Consider the following 17,012-nt stretch of genomic DNA (forward strand, 5'->3'; position numbering starts at 1 on the left):
ATTTACGCGCAGACTGCGCCCAGCTTTGCACGGGAAGACACCATGACACTGACCATCCGCCGATTGGAAAAAACGGACGAGGCCGAATGGCGCCGTCTTTGGACCGCCTATCTGAACTTCTACGAATCCAGCGTGACCGAAGAGGTTTATGCCACGACATTCGCCCGTCTTCTGGATGACGCACGCCCGCAGCAGAACGGGCTGATCGCCCTGCAGGACGGACGCGCGGTCGGGTTGGTTCATTACATCTTTCACCCGCATAACTGGCGCGTCGAAGACGTATGTTACCTCCAGGATCTCTATGCCGACCCGGATGTCCGCGGGACAGGCATCGGCCGCGCACTGATCGAAGCGGTCTATGATGCCGCGGACGCGAACGGCACGCCGTCGGTCTACTGGCTGACCCAGGAATTCAACAAGACCGCGCGTCACCTTTATGATCGCATCGCGCAGGTCACACCCTTCATCAAGTATCAGCGCTAGGCCGCGCAAACCCAAGCCGGAGCTTTCCATGACCATCCATATCGGGGCCAAACCGGGCGAGATCGCCGAAACAGTTCTCATGCCGGGCGACCCCCTGCGGGCGAAATGGGCCGCCGAAACCTTTCTGGAAGACGCCAGATGCGTGAACGAAGTGCGCGGGATGCTGGGATTCACCGGCACATGGCGCGGCCACCGGGTGACGATCCACGGTTCGGGCATGGGCATGCCGTCGCTGTCGATCTATGCCAACGAACTGATCCGCGATTACGGCGCGCAGACGTTGATCCGCATCGGATCCTGCGGGGCGATGCAGCGCCATGTTCGGGTGCGCAACCTCATCCTGGCGATGACGGCCAGCTCGGTCTCGACCCCCTCGACCGGCATTTTCCGCGAGCTGAACTTTGCCCCCTGCGCCGATTGGGGCCTGCTGCGCGCTGCCGTCGAAGCGGCCGAGGCGCGCGGGCTGTCGCCGCATGTGGGCGGGATATATTCGGCGGACGTGTTCTATGACGAACGCCCCGACCTGAACGAGATGATGACGCGCCACGGCATCCTTGGCGTCGAAATGGAGGCGGCCGAGCTTTACAACCTTGCTGCCCGCCACAACGTGCGCGCCCTTGCGGTTCTGACGGTCAGCGATCATCTGCTCACGCATGAGGCGCTGCCTGCCGAGGACCGCGAACGCAGCTTTGGCGACATGGTGGAAATCGCGCTGGCCGCGGCATTTCCGGGCGAGGTATGACAATGCTGGAAAAACGCGGCTGGGTGCCCGAAACCGTCGAAAGCTATGTGCAGGATATCGCCTCGAACACCGCGCAGGCGGCGAGCGCCGATATCGCCAACCGGATCGAGGCGCTTGCAGACGAAAACCGCCAGATACACGAACGGGCGTGTTTCAACCTCAACCCGGCCACCAACGTGATGAACCCGCGCGCCGAGGCGCTGCTGGCATCGGGCATCGGCACGCGGCCTTCGCTGGGCTATCCCGGCGACAAGTACGAGATGGGGCTCGAGGCGGTCGAACAGATCGAGGTCATCGCCGCCGAACTCGCCGCCGAGACCTTTGGCGCGAAATACGCCGAAATCCGCGTGCCATCGGGCGCGATCGCCAATCTTTACGGGTTCATGGCGCTGACGAAACCGGGCGATGCGATCATCGCACCGCCCGCGTCGGTCGGTGGCCATGTGACCCATCACCAAGCGGGCTGCGCCGGGCTTTACGGGCTGGACATCCACCCCGCACCCGTCGATGCCGATGGGTATTCCGTCGACCTGAACGCGCTGGTCAAACTGGCCGAAGAGGTGCGTCCAAAACTGATTACCATCGGCGGGTCGTTGAACCTGTTTCCGCACCCCGTGGCCGAAATCCGCGCCATTGCCGACCGGGTGGGCGCGCATGTCCTGTTCGACGCGGCGCATCAATGCGGGATCATCGCGGGCCATGCCTGGCCCAACCCGCTGGATCACGGCGCGCACCTGATGACGATGAGCACCTACAAATCGCTGGGCGGGCCGCCTTCGGGGCTGATGGTGACGAACGACGCCGAAATTGCCGAACGGCTGGACGGCATCGCCTTTCCCGGCATGACGGCCAATTTCGACGCGGCGAAATCCGCCTCGCTGGCGATGGCGCTGCTGGACTGGCGCGATTTCGGCAAGGCTTATGCGGCGGAAATGGTGCGCATGGCGCGCGCGCTGGCGCAGGCGCTGACCGACGAAGGGCTGCCCGTTTTCGCGGCCGGACGGGGCGCCACCACAAGCCACCAGTTCGCCGTGCTGGCCGAAGGTTTCGGCGGCGGTCAGGCGGCATCGAAGACCCTGCGCAAGGCCGGCTTTCTGGCCTGCGGGATCGGGCTGCCCGCGCCCGAGGTGCCGGGCGACATGAACGGGCTGCGGATCGGGACGCCCGAGCTGGTGCGCTGGGGCATGACGGCCGAGGACGCCCCGCGCCTGGCCGGGCTGATCGCCGCGGCGTTGCGTTCGAACGATCCCGCAGCACTCGCCCCCGAGGTGGCCGAGTGGCGCCGCAGCTTTGACAAGCTGCATTTCCTACACGGCTGAGCGGCGGGCGATCAGCGTCCGTGGCTGCGGTCGTATCCGTTGACCGGAGGCGGCGCCCAACCATCCAGCGCGCCATCGGCGGGTGCGAAGGTTTCGACCAGCAACGGGAAACAGGCCGCCGTGTCCGAGGAATGCTCGGACGAGCAATCGCCGCCGGGACAGGCGCTGAGTGCGCCCAACAGGTCGATCTCGGCGAAGAACTCGATATGGTCGCCGGGGCGAACGGGGCTGGCCTTCATGAAATATTGCCCTGTGTCGCGCGTGAACCCGGTGCACATGAAGACGTTGAGCACGTCATGCACATGGGGTTCAGCCTCGGCCAGGGACAGTCCGGTTTCGTCGGCCAGCGCACGGATCAGGTTGGAATGGCAGCAATGGTGATACTGCGAGCCGGACAACAGGTTGCCGGTATAGGGATCGCACCGCGTGCCGATCACGTCATGAACCGAGCCGCCATATTCGTCCTTTCCATACCAGCCCAACGTATCATGCGTGACCGTCGCCATGGGCCGCAGCGTGGGAAAGGACGACCACATGCGATGGCCCGTCGTCAGATGCGTGCCGTGCAGCGCGCGTGTCTTGCCCGAATAAAAACGTTCGGACAGGTCATGCGCATTCCACAGGTTCAGGTCGCCCACCTGCGGGCCATCGATGCTGGAGATGCGAAAGAAATGCCCGGCGGGAACCCGGAAGGTGGCTGCCTCGCGCGGTGGGGCGATGACCTCGCCCGTCTTCACGGCGGTTTGGCGCGCGCTTTGATACAGCGAAATGTCGGGCTGGGGCAGCGTGTCGGTTGGATAGCAGATCACGGGCGCTATGGCGCGGCGCGCGGCGGCATCGGCAGGTTCGGTCATGGCGGGCATCCTTGTCGTTCGGGCCGAGCGTGGCCCGGATCGAGGCGATGCGCAAGCCGCCGGGTGGAACGAAAACCGCGCGGTTCCGGTGGGAAACCGCGCGGTTCTTTCCATGTCCGCTGATCGGGCCATGCGGCCCCGTCGAGCGCTGTTCAGATCACGACCACGTCCAGCGGCGGGAAGCCGTTGAAGCCGACCGAAGCATAGGTCGAGGTATAGGCCCCGCAGTTGCGGATCACGATGCGGTCGCCGGCGGCCAGCCCGACGGGCAGGTCCACCGGACGCTTTTCGTATAGCACGTCGGCACTGTCGCAGGACGGGCCGGCCAGGATGCAGGGCGCGGTCGGCTCTCCGTCATGCGGGGTGAGGAAGTTGTAGCGGATCGCCTCGCCCTCGGTTTCGGCCAGGCCCGAGAAACGGCCGATATCGAGATAGACCCAGCGGTTCAGGTCCAGGTCGGACTTGCGCGACACCAGCAGCACCTCGGCCGCGATTGCGCCGGCCTCGGCGACAAGCCCACGGCCCGGTTCTGCCATCACGTGCGGCACATCGCCGAAACGCTCGGACACGAGGTGCATCACGCGCGCGGCATAGAGCTCGGGTGCATCGACGGCTTCGCCGTAGAATGCAGGGAAACCGCCGCCGATGTTCAGCAGGCTGAGGTCATGGCCATCATCGCGCGCTGCGTGCCAGACGGCGGCCACCTGGTCCAGAACCGGCGCCCACATGTCGGCGCGGCGGGTTTGCGAGCCGACATGGAACGACAGGCCGACGGGGCGCAGGCCCAGACGGGTGGCCAGCGCCATCAGGTCAAGCGCCTTGTCAGGGGCGCAACCGAATTTCCGGGACAGCGGCCAGTCGGCCTGGCTGTTGAGAACGAGCATGCGGATGTAGACGCGGGCACGCGGGGCGTGGCGGGCGATCTTTTCCAGCTCTTCCTCGGCATCGGCGGCGAAGAGGGTGATGCCGGTTTCATGCGCCCAGGCGATGTCGGCGGCGCGTTTGATGGTATTGCCAAAGCTGATGCGGTCGGGCGTGGCGCCTGCGGCCAGGCACATCTCGATCTCGGCGCGGCTGGCGGCATCAAAGCCCGACCCGGCCTCGGCCAGACCTTCTAGCAGTTCGGGCGCCGGGTTGGCCTTGACGGCATAGTGGATATGCGCACGTCCCAGACCCTGCGACAGCGCGGCGTAGCGGCGCACGACGGCGTCGCGGTCGATCACCAGCGTCGGGCGATCGAAACGGTGGGTCAGGATATGCGCCTCGGCGCGGGACAGGGATGCGTCAAGGACGGGCACGGGCCCGGTTACAAAAGCGTTCATGGTCATCTCCGTTCAGACCGGTGGCCGGTAAGGCCAAGTTCCAAGGGAGACGTTACCGTCGCTGCTGTAACCGTAGGGGTATTACCCCTTTCGACAGAGGCGCGTGCGTTGGCGTCTTGAGCGCGCATATGGGGCAGAAGCGCGAGTCGATCAAGAAGGAATTTTTGCGTGGAATTATTTTTTTCGCGGGGGACTCAACCGTGGTGCCGCAGACACGTTTTCGGCGGTTTGCCGTTTGACGTTTCGGTTTCGGCCCCGCAGGCCGCGCAGCGCCACAGGCTGCGGCCATCGCGCCGGTATTCGCGCCAACGGCATTCGCGCGTCGCACGGTTCGACAGGATCGCGACACCGACCAGCGCGAGTATGATCAGGATCGGATAGAGCATCAGACCGCAAGGCCCGCGGCCCGGCCGGAAAAGATGCACCCGCCCAGGAACGTCCCTTCGAGCGCGTTGTACCCGTGATAGCCACCGCCGCCGAAACCGGCGACCTCGCCCGCGGCGAACAGTCCGTCAAAGGGCGTGCCATCGGGGCGCAGCACCCGCGATGCCAGATCGGTGTGCAGCCCGCCCAGCGACTTGCGCGTCAGGATGTTCAGCCGCACGGCGATCAGGGGGCCATTGGCCGGGTCGAGTATCTTGTGCGGCTTTGCGGTGCGGATCAGGCGGTCACCGCGGTAGGCACGGGCCTGGCGGATCGCGATCACCTGCGCATCCTTGGCAAAGGGATTGTCGATCTGGGCGTCGCGTGCGGCAATCTGGGCACGGATATGCGCCGGATCGAGCGGCGCATGCGGGGTCAGCGCGTTCATGCCCTGCACAAGACTGTCCAGATCGGTGGCTACGACGAAATCCTCGCCCTTGGCCTTGAACGCCTCGACCGCCGCGGTCGCGCCCTTGCCAAGCCGTTCTTTCAGCACCGTCGACCAGCGCCCCGAGACGAGATCGGGGTTCTGTTCGCTGCCGGACAGCGCGAATTCCTTTTCGATGATCTTTTGCGTCAGCACGAACCAGCTATGGTCGTGACCCGCCGACAGGATGCGCCTGAGCGTCGCCAGCGTGTCGAACCCGGGCATGCAGGGCGGTTCCATCCGGTCGCCATTGCCATCGAACCAGATCGAGGACGGGCCGGGCAGCACCCTGATACCATGGTTGGGCCAGATCGGATCCCAGTTCCTGAGCCCCTCGCAATAATGCCACATGCGGTCTTCGTTGATCGCCGCCGCCCCGGCGGATTTCGCGGCGCGCGCCATCTGACCGTCGACATAATCGGGTACGCCCGACACCATCGTGGCGGGGGCAGGCCCAAGGCGATCAACGGGCCAGTGCGCGCGCACCTGGGCATGATCGCCACCGATCCCGCCCGTTGTCAGGATGACCGCGTCGGCCTGCAGACTGAACTGGCCCGTGACGCTGCGGCTGGTCGAGGCGCCACGGCGGGCGTCATCCTGGACCAGGGTATCGCCGGTGATGCCGGCAACGCGCCCGTTCGTCACCTCAAGCCCCGTGACCTTGTGCCGGAAACGGAATTCCAGTTGCCCGTCGTCCTCGGCCTGTAGGGCCAGTCGGACATAGGGCGCGACGATCCCTTCGCCCGCACCCCAGGTGATATGAAAGCGCGGGACCGAGTTGCCGTGCCCGTCGGCCAGTGCACCGCCGCGTTCGGCCCAGCCGACGACCGGGAACCAGCGCATGCCGATTTCGGCCAGTTCCGCGCGCATCGGCCCGGCGGCAAAGTCGATATACGCCTGGGCCCAGGCGCGGGGATTGGCGTCTTCGGCCCGGTCGAAACCCGCGCTGCCCATCCAGTCCTGCATTGCGAGGGCATGGCTGTCGCGGATGCCCATGCGGCGCTGTTCGGGCGTGTCGACCATGAACAGGCCACCCAGCGACCAGAACGCCTGCCCACCCAGCGATTGCCGGCCTTCCTGGTCGACGATGATAACGCGGCGCCCGCGCCGGATTGCCTGATGCGCGGCGGCAAGCCCCGCCAGTCCGGCCCCCACGATGATGACATCGGCCATGTTCGCGCCTCCCCCTGTTCAGGGGATGCTAGGGCCGAAAACCACGTTGGTGCAACGCCGCTTTACCCACGACGTCGGGGAAAGCGGCGGTCAGGCCGCTTTCACGTCTTCGAAATAGGTGTCTTCGTGAACCGGTGTCACCGGTGCCGGTTTCGGCGCATCGTCGTAATAGGCAAAAGCCTGTTCCAGCGCTGCGAGTGCGGATTTACGGTCGGTTTTCGTTTGCGTGCTCATGGGGTTGCCCTGTGCGTTGAGACATCCCCTCCCTGCCGCGCAAAATGGCACCGCGGGCGGGCGATGACATCGCACAATCGCAAATGCCCGCCATGCACCGCGTGCAAAGCAAAAGACCGGCCCCGAGGGGACCGGCCTTTTTTTCGGGTGCCGTTGGTATCAGACGGCGCGTTCGACCATCATCTTCTTGATCTCTGCAATCGCCTTGGCCGGGTTCAGACCCTTGGGGCAAGTCTTGGTGCAGTTCATGATCGTGTGGCAGCGATAGAGCTTGAAGGGGTCTTCAAGCTGATCGAGCCGCTCGCCTGTCGCCTCGTCGCGGCTGTCGATGATCCAGCGGTAAGCGTGCAGCAGCGCGGCCGGGCCGAGGTAACGGTCGCCGTTCCACCAGTAGCTGGGGCACGAGGTCGAGCACGAAGCGCACATGACGCATTCATACAGACCGTCGAGTTTCTTGCGGTCTTCGATCGACTGCTTCCACTCTTTCGCGGGGCGGTTCGTCTTGGTTTCCAGCCAGGGCATGATGCTGGCGTGCTGGGCATAGAAATGCGTGAGGTCCGGGATCAGATCCTTGACCACAGGCATGTGCGGCAGCGGATAGATCTTCACGTCGCCCTTGATCTCGTCCAGACCGTAGATGCAGGCCAGCGTGTTGATCCCATCGATATTCATCGCACAGGAGCCACAGATGCCTTCGCGGCAGGACCGGCGGAAGGTCAGCGTCGGGTCGATCTCGTTCTTGATCTTGATCAGCGCATCCAGAACCATCGGGCCGCACTTGTCCATATCCAGGAAATAGGTGTCGACCCGCGGGTTTTCGCCATCATCTGGCGACCAGCGGTAAATGCTGAACTTGCGCACGTTCTTGGCGCCTTCGGGCTTGGGCCATGTCTTGCCCACGCGGATGCGCGAGTTCTTGGGGAGTGTGAGTTGAACCATTTTCGTCTCCTCCGATCAGCCAGCCAAAACAGTCAGGCTGTTTTCGGCAATACATTGGACGGATTGCGGGCGCTGGCCGATTTCCAGCACCTCGTTGACCGTGGATTGGGTGACGCCGGTAACGGATGCACCGGCGATGCGCAGGATTTCATTGGCCGAGGCCGCGTCGATCACGCAGTCGGTGATTGGCGCCGCGTTCACGCCGGGAAAGCGATCGGTGACGATGCCGTTCACCACGCCTTTTGCCTGATCGCGGGCAATGGTGTCAGCGGCCTGATTGGCCATCTGGCACCCCGCGAGCGTTGCCGAAACACCGCATATGGCAAACACCTTCTGCATCATTGATGCGTGCCCACGCAGTATTGCTTGCCGCCGACCATGACCGAAGACCGAGGCGGGCAACCCGAAGTCGGTGCCGTCCCGTAATACATCTGGTTCAATTCGGCCTCGGCACGGGCGCGGGCGGTGTTGGGGTCGGGATAGGCCACCGCACCCGATGCGATGCGTTCAGCGGCGCAGGCGTTGATCGCCCCGGCATCGGCTGCGCTGATCGCGCCGCCGGGCAACACGCGCACGGTATACTTTCCGTTGCGCAGCGTGGTGTCCAGCCGCACCTGGCTGCCTTGAGGCAGGGTGCCTTTGATCGTGCCGATGCACGCAGATATGGCATCACGTTGCTCCACGAAGGATCGCGTATGTTCGCCACCAGTCAGTACACAACCCGACAGCACACCTGAGGCCAGTGCTGCGAATACAATAGAACGGCGCATCAGAACGTCCTCGCCTTGGGGGCGATTTTCTTCAGCTCGATCCCGCCTTCCTTTTCGGTGGTCAGCGGGTCGGTGATGACATCACGGTAGGTCAGCTTGACCTTGTTGCCCTCGACATGCGCGATGGAATGGACGCGCCATTTCTTGTCGTCGCGTTCGGGGTGATCCTCGTGCGCGTGGGCGCCGCGGGATTCCTTTCGCGCCTCGGCGCCGACGATTGTGGCCAGAGCGTTGGGCATCAGGTTGGTCAGTTCCAGCGTTTCCATTAGGTCGCTGTTCCAGATCAGGCTGCGGTCCGTGACCTTGAGATCATCCAGCTTTGCCGCGATTTCCGTCATCCTGTCGACGCCCTGCTTGAGGGTATCCGAGGTGCGGAACACGGCGGCGTCTTCCTGCATGGTCCGCTGCATTTCCAGGCGCAGTTCTGCGGTGGGGGTGCCACCATCGGCGTGGCGCAGGCCATCGAAGCGGTCGAACGCGGCGTCGATCGACGCCTGGTTCAGTACCGGGTTGGGCGCGTCGCGGTCGACGACCTTGCCAGCGCGGATCGCGGCGGCGCGGCCGAACACCACGAGGTCGATCAGGCTGTTCGAACCAAGGCGGTTCGCACCGTGGACCGAGGCACAGCCCGCCTCGCCCACGGCCATCAGGCCGGGCACGATGGCGTTATGGTCGTCCTTGGTCGGGTTGATCACCTCGCCCCAGTAGTTCGTGGGGATGCCGCCCATGTTGTAGTGAACGGTCGGCAGAACCGGGATCGGTTCCTTCGTCACGTCGACACCGGCGAAAATCTTGGCGGATTCCGAAATGCCCGGCAGACGCTCGGCCAGCGCCTCTTTCGGCAGGTGGCTGAGGTTCAGGTGTATATGGTCGCCGTTTTCACCCACGCCGCGGCCTTCGCGGATTTCCATCGTCATGCAGCGGCTGACATAGTCGCGCGGTGCAAGATCCTTGTAGTGGGGGGCATAGCGTTCCATGAACCGCTCGCCTTCGGAGTTCGTCAGGTATCCGCCCTCGCCCCGCGCGCCTTCGGTGATCAGGCAGCCGGAACCGTAGATGCCGGTGGGGTGGAACTGAACGAATTCCATGTCCTGCAGGGCCAGGCCCGCGCGCGCCACCATGCCGCCACCGTCGCCGGTGCAGGTATGGGCGCTGGTCGCGCTGAAATAGGCGCGGCCGTAACCGCCGGTGGCCAGCACGACCATCTTGGCGTTGAACACATGGAAGGTGCCGTCATCGAGCTTCCAGCAGACGACGCCCTGGCACTGCCCGTCATCGGACATGATCAGGTCGATCGCGAAATACTCGATATAGAACTCGGCGTTGTTCTTGAGGCTCTGGCCATACAGCGTGTGCAGGATGGCGTGACCGGTGCGGTCCGCGGCGGCGCAGGTACGCTGCACGGGCGGGCCTTCGCCGAACTCGGTCGTGTGGCCGCCGAACGGGCGCTGATAAATCTTGCCTTCTTCGGTGCGGCTGAAGGGAACGCCGTAGTGTTCAAGCTCGTAAACCGCCTTGGGCGCCTCGCGGGCGAGGTACTCCATCGCGTCGGTATCGCCCAGCCAGTCCGAGCCCTTGACGGTGTCGTACATGTGCCACTGCCAATGGTCGGGGCCCATGTTCGACAGCGACGCCGCGATGCCGCCCTGCGCGGCAACGGTGTGCGAACGGGTCGGGAAAACCTTGGTCACGCAAGCGGTGCGCAGCCCCTGTTCGGCCATGCCCAGCGTCGCGCGCAGACCGGCACCGCCGGCACCGACGACCACGACGTCATATTCATGCGTCTCGTATTCGTAAGAAGCCATGTTCTTTCAGTCTCCGGTCTTAAAGCGCGATTTTGGCAATGGCGAAAAGGCCCGTCGCCATCGCGGCATAGGACAGGCAGGTCACCAGGATCAGGGCCAGTTTCTGGCTGGCGCCATGAACGTAGTCTTCGATCAGAACCTGCGCGCCGTCGTTGAAGTGCTTCCACCCGACGATAAAGGTCAGCGCGGCAACCAGCGCCGGGAAGGGCCGGGCGAAATAGGCGGTGACCTCTTCATAGGTGCCGCCCAGCGCGGGGCCGAATGTAAAGACGAACAGCGGCACCAGGATCAGGAGCGCCACGGACGACACCTTCATCGCCCAGAAATGGTGAACGCCGGACTTGGCCGAGCCAAGCCCAATGGCGCGTTTGCGGTCGGTCAGGTAACGCATCTTGGCCTCCTTACACGATCAGCAGCGTCAGCACGGTCAGCACGACCGACCCGATGATGCAGCCCCAGCCCAGCTTTTCGGCCAGTTCCAGCTCGAGCATCATCGCGTTGTCCCAGATCAGGTGCCGGATGCCGGCCAGCGTGTGATACCAAAGGCCCAGCACCGAAAGCGCCAGGACCAGATCGCCGAACCAGCTTGTGACAAAGCCGTTTGCGATGGCGAAATATTCCGGCCCGCTGGAGGCGGCCAGGAACCACCATACGATCATGAGCCCGCCCACGACGAGCGCATTGCCCGTGATCCGCGTCAGGATCGAACTGATCGAGGTGATCTGGGGGCGGTAAATGGAAAGGTGAGGTGAAAGCGGGCGATTGCCCCTGTTTACATCAGCCATTGGTCATCCCTTGGTGCATGCACGGGTATACCCGGTGTCGCGCTGTGTTGTGCAACGTTTTAGCGTTCATGTCACGCGCGCACAGGCCTGATAACGCGATAAATCCGGGCATTTTGCCGCAAAGGTCGAATTTTGTGATCACATGATCATCCGCTGTGATCACAAGCCGGCCCAAAACTCAGGTCTGAACGAATCCCAGCATCTCCAGCGCCCTGCGCGCGGCATCTTTCTGTGCGGTTTCGCCGCTCAGAAGGTGGGTGTTCAGGTCATGCACAAGGGGGCTGAGCCGCCTGCTCCGGCGCAGATCGGCGACCATCGGCGCCAATGCGTCTTTCGGTGCATTCAAAATGTCGTCCAGCGACGGAATCGGAACCGACTGGTCCATGGTGCAGCCTCCACGCGTGATTCCCGAACTCTCCCCAACGGAAGTGTAAGGATTTCGTGAAGGCTGGCACAAGGACTCATTGTGTGCGCCGCCCGGCGGGACGGTGCCGGTCAGACCGGCATAAGCGCCCAATAGTCGAGATCGAGCATAACCTCGGGCAGGTATTTGCCGTCATCGCCCTTCAGGCGGAAAGGCGCACCGCCACGCGTCGCCACCAGCCGCAACCGGACCGCGCCAACGCCCGGAACGGATGTTTCCGCCTTGTCCAGAACCTCGGACCACGCCTTGACGGTCAGGCCGCTGAAACACGGGTTGGCATGCGCGCCGCCATTCAGACCGACGATCATCTGGGCATTGGCCAGACCGTTGAAGGACAGCGCGCGCGCCATCGAAATCACGTGCCCGCCATAGATCAGCCGCTGGCCGTCGGGGCGGAATGTCGCGTCGAAATGCACCTTGGCTGTGTTCTGCCACAGACGCGTGGCCATCATGTGCTCGGCCTCTTCGATCGTCACACCATCGACATGATCGATCTGCTCGCCCACCTCGTAGTCGCCCCAGCGGTGCGGCTCACCGGCCAGCGTGAAATCATAGTTCGAGAAATCCAGCCCATCGGGGATCACGAGGTCATCGACCGACAGAACCCGTTTCAGTTCAGGCACCACGGTTTCGGGCGCGGGCGCGTCCACGTCGTTCTTGCGGACCATGACCCAACGCACGTACTCCATCACGGTTTCACCCGCCTGGTTCATGCCGCGCGTGCGGACATAGACGACGCCGGTCTTGCCGTTCGAATTCTGTTTCAGCCCGATCACCTCGGAGCTGGCGCGCAGCGTATCGCCTGGATAGACCGGCTTAAGCCAGCGCCCCTCGGCGTAACCCAGATTGGCAACCGCGTTCAGCGATACGTCCGGCACCGTCTTTCCGAACACAACGTGAAAGGCCGCCAGATCGTCCAGCGGGCTTTGCGGCAAACCGCAGCCGCGCGCGAATTCATCCGAGGAATAAAGCGCATGACGCGCCGGATAGAGCGCATGATAGAGAGCGCGCTCGCCCTGCCCCACGGTGCGCGGCACCGCGTGGTCGATCACCTGACCGATGGCGTAATCCTCGAAAAAGCGGCCCGGGTTTGTCTTGGCCATGTCTTACTGCTCTCCAAGCTTCATGTCGGGGGAATAGGTGCCGGGCGCCTCTTTGACCACGGCCTGGCCGCAGCGCATCACACCGTTGGCCGCATCGAACGCATAGGTGGGCGAGCCATAAAGCTCCCACCCTTTGTTCAACGCATCCGTCACCTTGTGGCAAAAGGCCGACGTGTCATCGGCCGTCAACAAACGATAGAGTTTCATCGGCTTACCCCGGGAAGGGCGAAACGCCCAGCCAGTAATGGATCGCGGCAATGACGACAAAGCCCACGACCGTTGCAACGACAAGGATCACATCCCGCTTGGGATCACCCGGCTGGGGCGCGACCCAGGGTTCGGAGCGGTTGATCAGGATCACCTCGAGCACGGCCCAGACCAACAGCCCGCCGAACAGGATGATCGAGGCCAGGTCGCCATTCACCAGCAGGTGAGCCACCGCCCAGATCTTGACCGAGGCAAGCATCGGATGGCGGAACCGCGCCTTGAGCCGCCCCTTGGAATGCGACATCGCGAAAAAGAACACCGCGAACAGCATCAGAAGATTGTTCAGATGTACCGTCCAGCTTGGCGGATACCAGACATTGACGAACTCGGCCTGGCGATAGCCCAGAACCATCAACACAAGGCCCGCAAGAATCGCCACGGCGGCGACACCCTTGCCGGCATTGCCCATGGTTTCGCGCGCGCCCGGCGCCACGCGTTTGAAAAGATGCGCCGCAATCCACAGGATCAGGCCGATAATCAGTAGGGTCATGTCACGCTCCGCTTAGAGAGAGGCGATGGAGGATGCCATCGCCAGAATCTTCTTGGCGGTCTCAACATGCAGGTTTTCGACGATTTTGCCATCCACGACGGCAACGCCCTGACCCGTGCGCTCGACCTCTTCGAAGGCTTCGATCTGGCGGCGGGCCAGGTCGATTTCCGCCTCGGACGGCGAGAAACACTCGTTCGTCACATCCACCTGCGCGGGATGGATCAGGGTCTTGCCGTCAAAGCCGAGGTCGCGGCCCTGTTCGCATTCGGCGCGCAGGCCGTCCTCGTCCTTGAACTGATTGTAGACACCGTCGATGGCAATCACGCCGTAGGCGCGCGCGGCCAGCAGCATCTGCTGCAGCGCCGTCATCATCGGCAGGCGGTCGGCCCGGAAACGGCAGTTCAGCTCTTTCGCAAGGTCGTTGGTTCCGGCGACAAACCCGCTGAGCTGCGGATGCGCGGCGATTTCCAGCGCGTTCAGCACGCCAAGCGGCGTTTCGATCATCGCCCAGATCGGCTTGCCGTTGCCCAGCAGGTCGGCCAGCGCCTGGACGTCGGCGGCAGAATTCACCTTTGGCAGCAGGAAGGCATCGCAATCGGCGTCTTTCAGTGCCTCGACATCGCCCTTGCCCCACTCTGTGTCCATGCCGTTGATGCGGATGATGCGGGCGCGGGCGCCGTATCCGCCCTGGGCCAGCGCATCGCGCAACGTGTCGCGGGCCTCGATCTTGGCGTCGGGGGTGACCGCATCTTCGAGGTCGAAGATGATCGCATCGACAGGCAAGCCACGGGCCTTGTCCAGCGCGCGCTCTTTCGAGCCGGGGATATAGAGAACCGAGCGATAAGGGCGAACGGTGCTGTCCATGAGTCTCTCCCGTAACAAAGTTGCGCGGGACTTGGCATTTTTTTTCACAAATGTTCAAGCAGTTTCTCGCCGCGATGCAGCAAGGCGGTGCGGGACGCAGCGTTAACCCTTCGTTCACCCGATGAGCGGCAGGTTTGTTCCGTTCCCGAACAGCGCGGAAAGTCAGCTTCCATGATCGCTCGCCTTGCACTGACACTTACGATGATGGGCATGTTTGGCACGGCTTCGCAGGCGCAGGTTTCGACCTGCGCGCCGCGCGACACGGTGATTGCCCGCCTCGCAGAACACTATGGCGAAACCCGGCGCGCGGTGGGGTTGGGCACGGATAATTCTGTGATCGAGGTGTTTGCCGCCGATGACACGGGCACCTGGACGATCACCGTCACCTCGCCCACGGGCCTGACCTGCCTTGTCGCCAGCGGACAGGCGTTCGAGGCGATGGCCGACAGCCTGCCCGCACCTGGCGACGATGCCTGATCAGGTCAGCCCGTCCCAGATCAGCTTTGTTCCCGTAACCACCAGCAGCACATAGGTCAGCGCGAAAAAGGCGCGCTCGGGCACCAGCCAATGCGCCCGCACCCCCAGCCATGCGCCCAGCACCGCGAAGGGGGCCAGCAACAGATCGGCCAGGAATGTCTGCGCGGTGAAAATACCAAGAAAGGCATAGGGCACGAATTTCACGATGTTGATGATCCAGAACAGGATCACCGTGGTCGCCTGGAATGTCGTCTTGTCCAGACGCCGCGACAGCAGCCATACCGCTGCGGGTGGCCCGCCCGCATGGCTGACGAAACTGGTAAAGCCCGCCACCGCGCCGACCAGCCCGCCCACCCAGAGGGGCAACCCGGAGGATGGCGCCGGAATCATCCGGGCCCGCTGCGCCAGCTGCCACGCGACGAACCCGACCGAGATCGCCCCGATCAAGACCCGGAACACATCCGCATCCGCCACCTGATAGAGCCATGCGCCCAGCATCACGCCCGGCACACCGCCCGCGATCAGCAGTTTCGCATCCGGCCAGCTCCAGCGTTTCCAGTAGGGTCGCAAGGTGCTGATATCGATCAGCATCAACAGCGGCAGCATGATGCCCAGCGCTTGTCCCGGCTCAAGCACGAGCGCCAGAATCGACGCGCTGGCAAAGGCCGCGCCCGACCCGAAACCGCCCTTGGAAATGCCGGCAAACGTCACGGCAGGCGCGGCAATCGCGAAAAATGACCAGCCCAGTTCCAGCGTGCGCCCCTGCGTTAAGCCCCTTGTTACGCCGATCTTTACGGGCTTTTTCGCGACGCGAACAGCCCCGGCATCTGGCATGCCGCATCGCGGCAGCCTTGCGCGCGCGGCAATTAGGGACTACGCCATGCGCGAAATTCAACACGGACCGGAGACTAATCATGGCCAGACCCAAGATCGCCCTTATCGGCGCGGGACAGATCGGTGGCACGCTTGCCCATCTCGCCGCAATGAAGGAACTGGGCGACGTCGTCCTTTTCGACATCGCCGAGGGCACACCGGAAGGCAAGGCGCTCGACATCGCTGAATCGGGCCCGTCGGAAGGCTTCGACGCCAAGCTGAAGGGCACGCAGGACTACGCCGATATCGCAGGCGCGGATGTGTGCATCGTCACCGCCGGCGTCCCCCGCAAGCCCGGCATGAGCCGCGACGACCTGCTGGGCATCAACCTGAAAGTCATGAAATCGGTGGGCGAAGGCATCGCCGCCAACGCACCCGACGCCTTCGTGATCTGCATCACCAACCCGCTCGATGCGATGGTGTGGGCACTGCGCGAGTTCTCGGGCCTGCCCCACGAAAAGGTCTGCGGCATGGCCGGCGTTCTGGACAGCGCCCGTTTCCGCCACTTCCTGAGCCTGGAATTCGACGTATCCATGAAGGACGTGACCGCCTTCGTTCTGGGCGGCCATGGCGACACCATGGTTCCGCTGACCCGTTATTCGACCGTCGGCGGCGTGCCGCTGCCCGACCTGGTCGAGATGGGCTGGACCACGCAGGACAAGCTGGACGCCATCGTGCAGCGCACCCGTGACGGCGGCGCCGAAATCGTCGGCCTGCTGAAAACCGGCTCTGCCTTCTACGCGCCGGCCACCAGCGCCATCGAAATGGCCGAAGCCTACCTGAAAGACCAAAAGCGCCTGCTGCCCTGCGCGGCCTATGTCGATGGTGCGCTTGGCCTCAAGGGGATGTATGTGGGCGTGCCCACGATCATCGGCGCCGGCGGCATCGAACGCATCGTGGACATCAAGCTCAACAAGGAAGAACAGGCGATGTTCGACAAGTCGGTCGAGGCCGTGAATGGCCTGGTCGAGGCATGCAAGGGCATCGACGAAAGCCTGGCCTGAACCTGATCCGAGGGACAGACGAAAGGCCCCGCGGACACACCGCGGGGCCTTTTTCTTTGCCATCACCGCATTGAGCGAATTATGCATACCATGGCATACATTTAGCGCGATTCTTTCCGGCGCCTTTCAGCGCTTTTGTGATCACACGATTTCTGGCTGTGATCACAAAAAGCGGAAAATCCGCCGGTTTTCCCGTCCGGCGATAGAAATCAGTTAAACATGGCGCATACTTGT

At 63.6% G+C, this 17,012-nt stretch carries 22 protein-coding genes; 5 read left to right on the forward strand and 17 right to left on the reverse strand.

Annotated features, from left to right (window positions below; translation table 11 throughout):
- The first annotated feature begins 42 nt into the window (after positions 1-42).
- The 3 genes from BLT50_RS05380 to BLT50_RS05390 are packed head-to-tail and all read left to right on the forward strand — an operon-like array spanning position 43 to position 2,544.
- Complete coding sequence (locus tag BLT50_RS05380; RefSeq protein ID WP_090027942.1) at positions 43-483, forward strand: GNAT family N-acetyltransferase; 441 nt, start codon at positions 43-45, stop codon at positions 481-483.
- 28 nt (positions 484-511) lie between these two features.
- Positions 512-1,225, forward strand: a complete 714-nt coding sequence (deoD, locus tag BLT50_RS05385) for a purine-nucleoside phosphorylase (protein ID WP_090027329.1) — start codon at positions 512-514, stop codon at positions 1,223-1,225.
- The gene (locus tag BLT50_RS05390; protein WP_090027331.1) at positions 1,222-2,544 is read left to right on the forward strand and encodes a serine hydroxymethyltransferase; all 1,323 of its coding nucleotides are present in this window, start codon (positions 1,222-1,224) and stop codon (positions 2,542-2,544) included. Before deoD ends, BLT50_RS05390 begins: the two co-directional genes overlap by 4 nt.
- A gap of 11 nt (positions 2,545-2,555) precedes the next feature.
- Here BLT50_RS05390 and BLT50_RS05395 read toward each other — a convergent pair whose 3' ends face one another.
- The 16 genes from BLT50_RS05395 to BLT50_RS05465 form a co-directional block, all read right to left on the reverse strand.
- Positions 2,556-3,398 (reverse strand): urea carboxylase-associated family protein, encoded by an 843-nt coding sequence (locus tag BLT50_RS05395; protein WP_090027943.1) that lies wholly within the window; start codon positions 3,396-3,398, stop codon positions 2,556-2,558.
- A gap of 152 nt (positions 3,399-3,550) precedes the next feature.
- On the reverse strand, positions 3,551-4,720 hold the full coding sequence (locus BLT50_RS05400) for a type III PLP-dependent enzyme (protein WP_425433938.1): 1,170 nt from the start codon (positions 4,718-4,720) through the stop codon (positions 3,551-3,553).
- Between the two features lie 194 nt (positions 4,721-4,914).
- Entirely contained in the window at positions 4,915-5,106 is a 192-nt protein-coding gene (locus tag BLT50_RS05405; RefSeq protein WP_090027335.1) for a hypothetical protein, read from the reverse strand.
- On the reverse strand, positions 5,106-6,743 hold the full coding sequence (locus BLT50_RS05410) for an FAD-binding dehydrogenase (RefSeq protein WP_090027337.1): 1,638 nt from the start codon (positions 6,741-6,743) through the stop codon (positions 5,106-5,108). The genes BLT50_RS05405 and BLT50_RS05410 overlap by 1 nt, the downstream gene beginning before the upstream one ends.
- A 90-nt stretch (positions 6,744-6,833) precedes the next feature.
- Complete coding sequence (locus BLT50_RS19230) at positions 6,834-6,977, reverse strand: hypothetical protein (RefSeq protein WP_175491402.1); 144 nt, start codon at positions 6,975-6,977, stop codon at positions 6,834-6,836.
- A 159-nt stretch (positions 6,978-7,136) separates the two neighbouring features.
- Positions 7,137-7,916 (reverse strand): succinate dehydrogenase iron-sulfur subunit, encoded by a 780-nt coding sequence (locus tag BLT50_RS05415; protein WP_090027339.1) that lies wholly within the window; start codon positions 7,914-7,916, stop codon positions 7,137-7,139.
- A gap of 15 nt (positions 7,917-7,931) precedes the next feature.
- The gene (locus tag BLT50_RS05420) at positions 7,932-8,201 is read right to left on the reverse strand and encodes a succinate dehydrogenase (RefSeq protein ID WP_245723302.1); all 270 of its coding nucleotides are present in this window, start codon (positions 8,199-8,201) and stop codon (positions 7,932-7,934) included.
- A gap of 53 nt (positions 8,202-8,254) precedes the next feature.
- Positions 8,255-8,686: a hypothetical protein gene (locus BLT50_RS05425; RefSeq protein WP_139170476.1), complete on the reverse strand. Its 432-nt coding sequence runs from the start codon at positions 8,684-8,686 to the stop codon at positions 8,255-8,257.
- Positions 8,686-10,491, reverse strand: coding sequence for a succinate dehydrogenase flavoprotein subunit (sdhA, locus tag BLT50_RS05430; RefSeq protein ID WP_090027346.1), 1,806 nt, complete (start codon positions 10,489-10,491; stop codon positions 8,686-8,688). The genes BLT50_RS05425 and sdhA overlap by 1 nt, the downstream gene beginning before the upstream one ends.
- 19 nt (positions 10,492-10,510) lie before the next feature.
- The gene (gene sdhD, locus BLT50_RS05435) at positions 10,511-10,882 is read right to left on the reverse strand and encodes a succinate dehydrogenase, hydrophobic membrane anchor protein (RefSeq protein ID WP_090027349.1); all 372 of its coding nucleotides are present in this window, start codon (positions 10,880-10,882) and stop codon (positions 10,511-10,513) included.
- A gap of 10 nt (positions 10,883-10,892) precedes the next feature.
- Positions 10,893-11,276 carry a succinate dehydrogenase, cytochrome b556 subunit gene (sdhC, locus tag BLT50_RS05440; RefSeq protein WP_090027351.1) on the reverse strand — a complete coding sequence of 128 codons (384 nt, stop codon included), beginning with the start codon at positions 11,274-11,276 and terminating at the stop codon, positions 10,893-10,895.
- A 178-nt stretch (positions 11,277-11,454) separates the two neighbouring features.
- Positions 11,455-11,661 (reverse strand): NUDIX hydrolase, encoded by a 207-nt coding sequence (locus BLT50_RS05445; RefSeq protein WP_090027353.1) that lies wholly within the window; start codon positions 11,659-11,661, stop codon positions 11,455-11,457.
- 110 nt (positions 11,662-11,771) lie between these two features.
- Entirely contained in the window at positions 11,772-12,803 is a 1,032-nt protein-coding gene (locus BLT50_RS05450) for a MaoC family dehydratase (protein WP_090027355.1), read from the reverse strand.
- Between the two features lie 3 nt (positions 12,804-12,806).
- Positions 12,807-13,010, reverse strand: coding sequence for a DUF1737 domain-containing protein (locus tag BLT50_RS05455; protein WP_090027357.1), 204 nt, complete (start codon positions 13,008-13,010; stop codon positions 12,807-12,809).
- Positions 13,011-13,014: 4 nt separating this feature from the next.
- The gene (locus BLT50_RS05460; protein WP_090027359.1) at positions 13,015-13,560 is read right to left on the reverse strand and encodes an NnrU family protein; all 546 of its coding nucleotides are present in this window, start codon (positions 13,558-13,560) and stop codon (positions 13,015-13,017) included.
- 12 nt (positions 13,561-13,572) lie between these two features.
- The gene (locus tag BLT50_RS05465; RefSeq protein ID WP_090027360.1) at positions 13,573-14,424 is read right to left on the reverse strand and encodes an HpcH/HpaI aldolase/citrate lyase family protein; all 852 of its coding nucleotides are present in this window, start codon (positions 14,422-14,424) and stop codon (positions 13,573-13,575) included.
- A 171-nt stretch (positions 14,425-14,595) separates the two neighbouring features.
- On the opposite strand from BLT50_RS05465, the gene BLT50_RS05470 reads away from it, so the two are divergent.
- Complete coding sequence (locus BLT50_RS05470; RefSeq protein ID WP_090027362.1) at positions 14,596-14,901, forward strand: hypothetical protein; 306 nt, start codon at positions 14,596-14,598, stop codon at positions 14,899-14,901.
- Here BLT50_RS05470 and BLT50_RS05475 read toward each other — a convergent pair whose 3' ends face one another.
- Positions 14,902-15,735: a sulfite exporter TauE/SafE family protein gene (locus BLT50_RS05475; RefSeq protein ID WP_090027364.1), complete on the reverse strand. Its 834-nt coding sequence runs from the start codon at positions 15,733-15,735 to the stop codon at positions 14,902-14,904.
- An 80-nt stretch (positions 15,736-15,815) separates the two neighbouring features.
- On the opposite strand from BLT50_RS05475, the gene mdh reads away from it, so the two are divergent.
- Entirely contained in the window at positions 15,816-16,778 is a 963-nt protein-coding gene (gene mdh, locus BLT50_RS05480) for a malate dehydrogenase (RefSeq protein WP_090027373.1), read from the forward strand.
- Positions 16,779-17,012: the final 234 nt, after the last annotated feature.

It is taken from the genome of Lutimaribacter saemankumensis, assembly GCF_900100005.1.
Lineage (GTDB): Bacteria > Pseudomonadota > Alphaproteobacteria > Rhodobacterales > Rhodobacteraceae > Lutimaribacter > Lutimaribacter saemankumensis.

Excerpts from the sequence above, each read along its gene's own strand:
- mdh (WP_090027373.1), top strand. The coding sequence starts at position 15,816 with ATGGCCAGACCCAAGATCGCCCTTATCGGCGCGGGACAGATCGGTGGC.
- BLT50_RS05420 (WP_245723302.1), bottom strand. The coding sequence starts at position 8,201 with ATGGCCAATCAGGCCGCTGACACCATTGCCCGCGATCAGGCAAAAGGC.
- sdhC (WP_090027351.1), bottom strand. The coding sequence starts at position 11,276 with ATGGCTGATGTAAACAGGGGCAATCGCCCGCTTTCACCTCACCTTTCC.
- BLT50_RS05465 (WP_090027360.1), bottom strand. The coding sequence starts at position 14,424 with ATGGACAGCACCGTTCGCCCTTATCGCTCGGTTCTCTATATCCCCGGC.
- BLT50_RS05470 (WP_090027362.1), top strand. The coding sequence starts at position 14,596 with ATGATCGCTCGCCTTGCACTGACACTTACGATGATGGGCATGTTTGGC.
- BLT50_RS05455 (WP_090027357.1), bottom strand. The coding sequence starts at position 13,010 with ATGAAACTCTATCGTTTGTTGACGGCCGATGACACGTCGGCCTTTTGC.
- BLT50_RS19230 (WP_175491402.1), bottom strand. The coding sequence starts at position 6,977 with ATGAGCACGCAAACGAAAACCGACCGTAAATCCGCACTCGCAGCGCTG.
- BLT50_RS05425 (WP_139170476.1), bottom strand. The coding sequence starts at position 8,686 with ATGCGCCGTTCTATTGTATTCGCAGCACTGGCCTCAGGTGTGCTGTCG.
- BLT50_RS05395 (WP_090027943.1), bottom strand. The coding sequence starts at position 3,398 with ATGACCGAACCTGCCGATGCCGCCGCGCGCCGCGCCATAGCGCCCGTG.
- sdhA (WP_090027346.1), bottom strand. The coding sequence starts at position 10,491 with ATGGCTTCTTACGAATACGAGACGCATGAATATGACGTCGTGGTCGTC.
- BLT50_RS05390 (WP_090027331.1), top strand. The coding sequence starts at position 1,222 with ATGACAATGCTGGAAAAACGCGGCTGGGTGCCCGAAACCGTCGAAAGC.
- BLT50_RS05450 (WP_090027355.1), bottom strand. The coding sequence starts at position 12,803 with ATGGCCAAGACAAACCCGGGCCGCTTTTTCGAGGATTACGCCATCGGT.
- BLT50_RS05415 (WP_090027339.1), bottom strand. The coding sequence starts at position 7,916 with ATGGTTCAACTCACACTCCCCAAGAACTCGCGCATCCGCGTGGGCAAG.
- BLT50_RS05445 (WP_090027353.1), bottom strand. The coding sequence starts at position 11,661 with ATGGACCAGTCGGTTCCGATTCCGTCGCTGGACGACATTTTGAATGCA.
- BLT50_RS05410 (WP_090027337.1), bottom strand. The coding sequence starts at position 6,743 with ATGGCCGATGTCATCATCGTGGGGGCCGGACTGGCGGGGCTTGCCGCC.
- BLT50_RS05475 (WP_090027364.1), bottom strand. The coding sequence starts at position 15,735 with ATGCCAGATGCCGGGGCTGTTCGCGTCGCGAAAAAGCCCGTAAAGATC.
- BLT50_RS05400 (WP_425433938.1), bottom strand. The coding sequence starts at position 4,720 with ATGAACGCTTTTGTAACCGGGCCCGTGCCCGTCCTTGACGCATCCCTG.
- deoD (WP_090027329.1), top strand. The coding sequence starts at position 512 with ATGACCATCCATATCGGGGCCAAACCGGGCGAGATCGCCGAAACAGTT.
- BLT50_RS05380 (WP_090027942.1), top strand. The coding sequence starts at position 43 with ATGACACTGACCATCCGCCGATTGGAAAAAACGGACGAGGCCGAATGG.
- sdhD (WP_090027349.1), bottom strand. The coding sequence starts at position 10,882 with ATGCGTTACCTGACCGACCGCAAACGCGCCATTGGGCTTGGCTCGGCC.
- BLT50_RS05405 (WP_090027335.1), bottom strand. The coding sequence starts at position 5,106 with ATGCTCTATCCGATCCTGATCATACTCGCGCTGGTCGGTGTCGCGATC.
- BLT50_RS05460 (WP_090027359.1), bottom strand. The coding sequence starts at position 13,560 with ATGACCCTACTGATTATCGGCCTGATCCTGTGGATTGCGGCGCATCTT.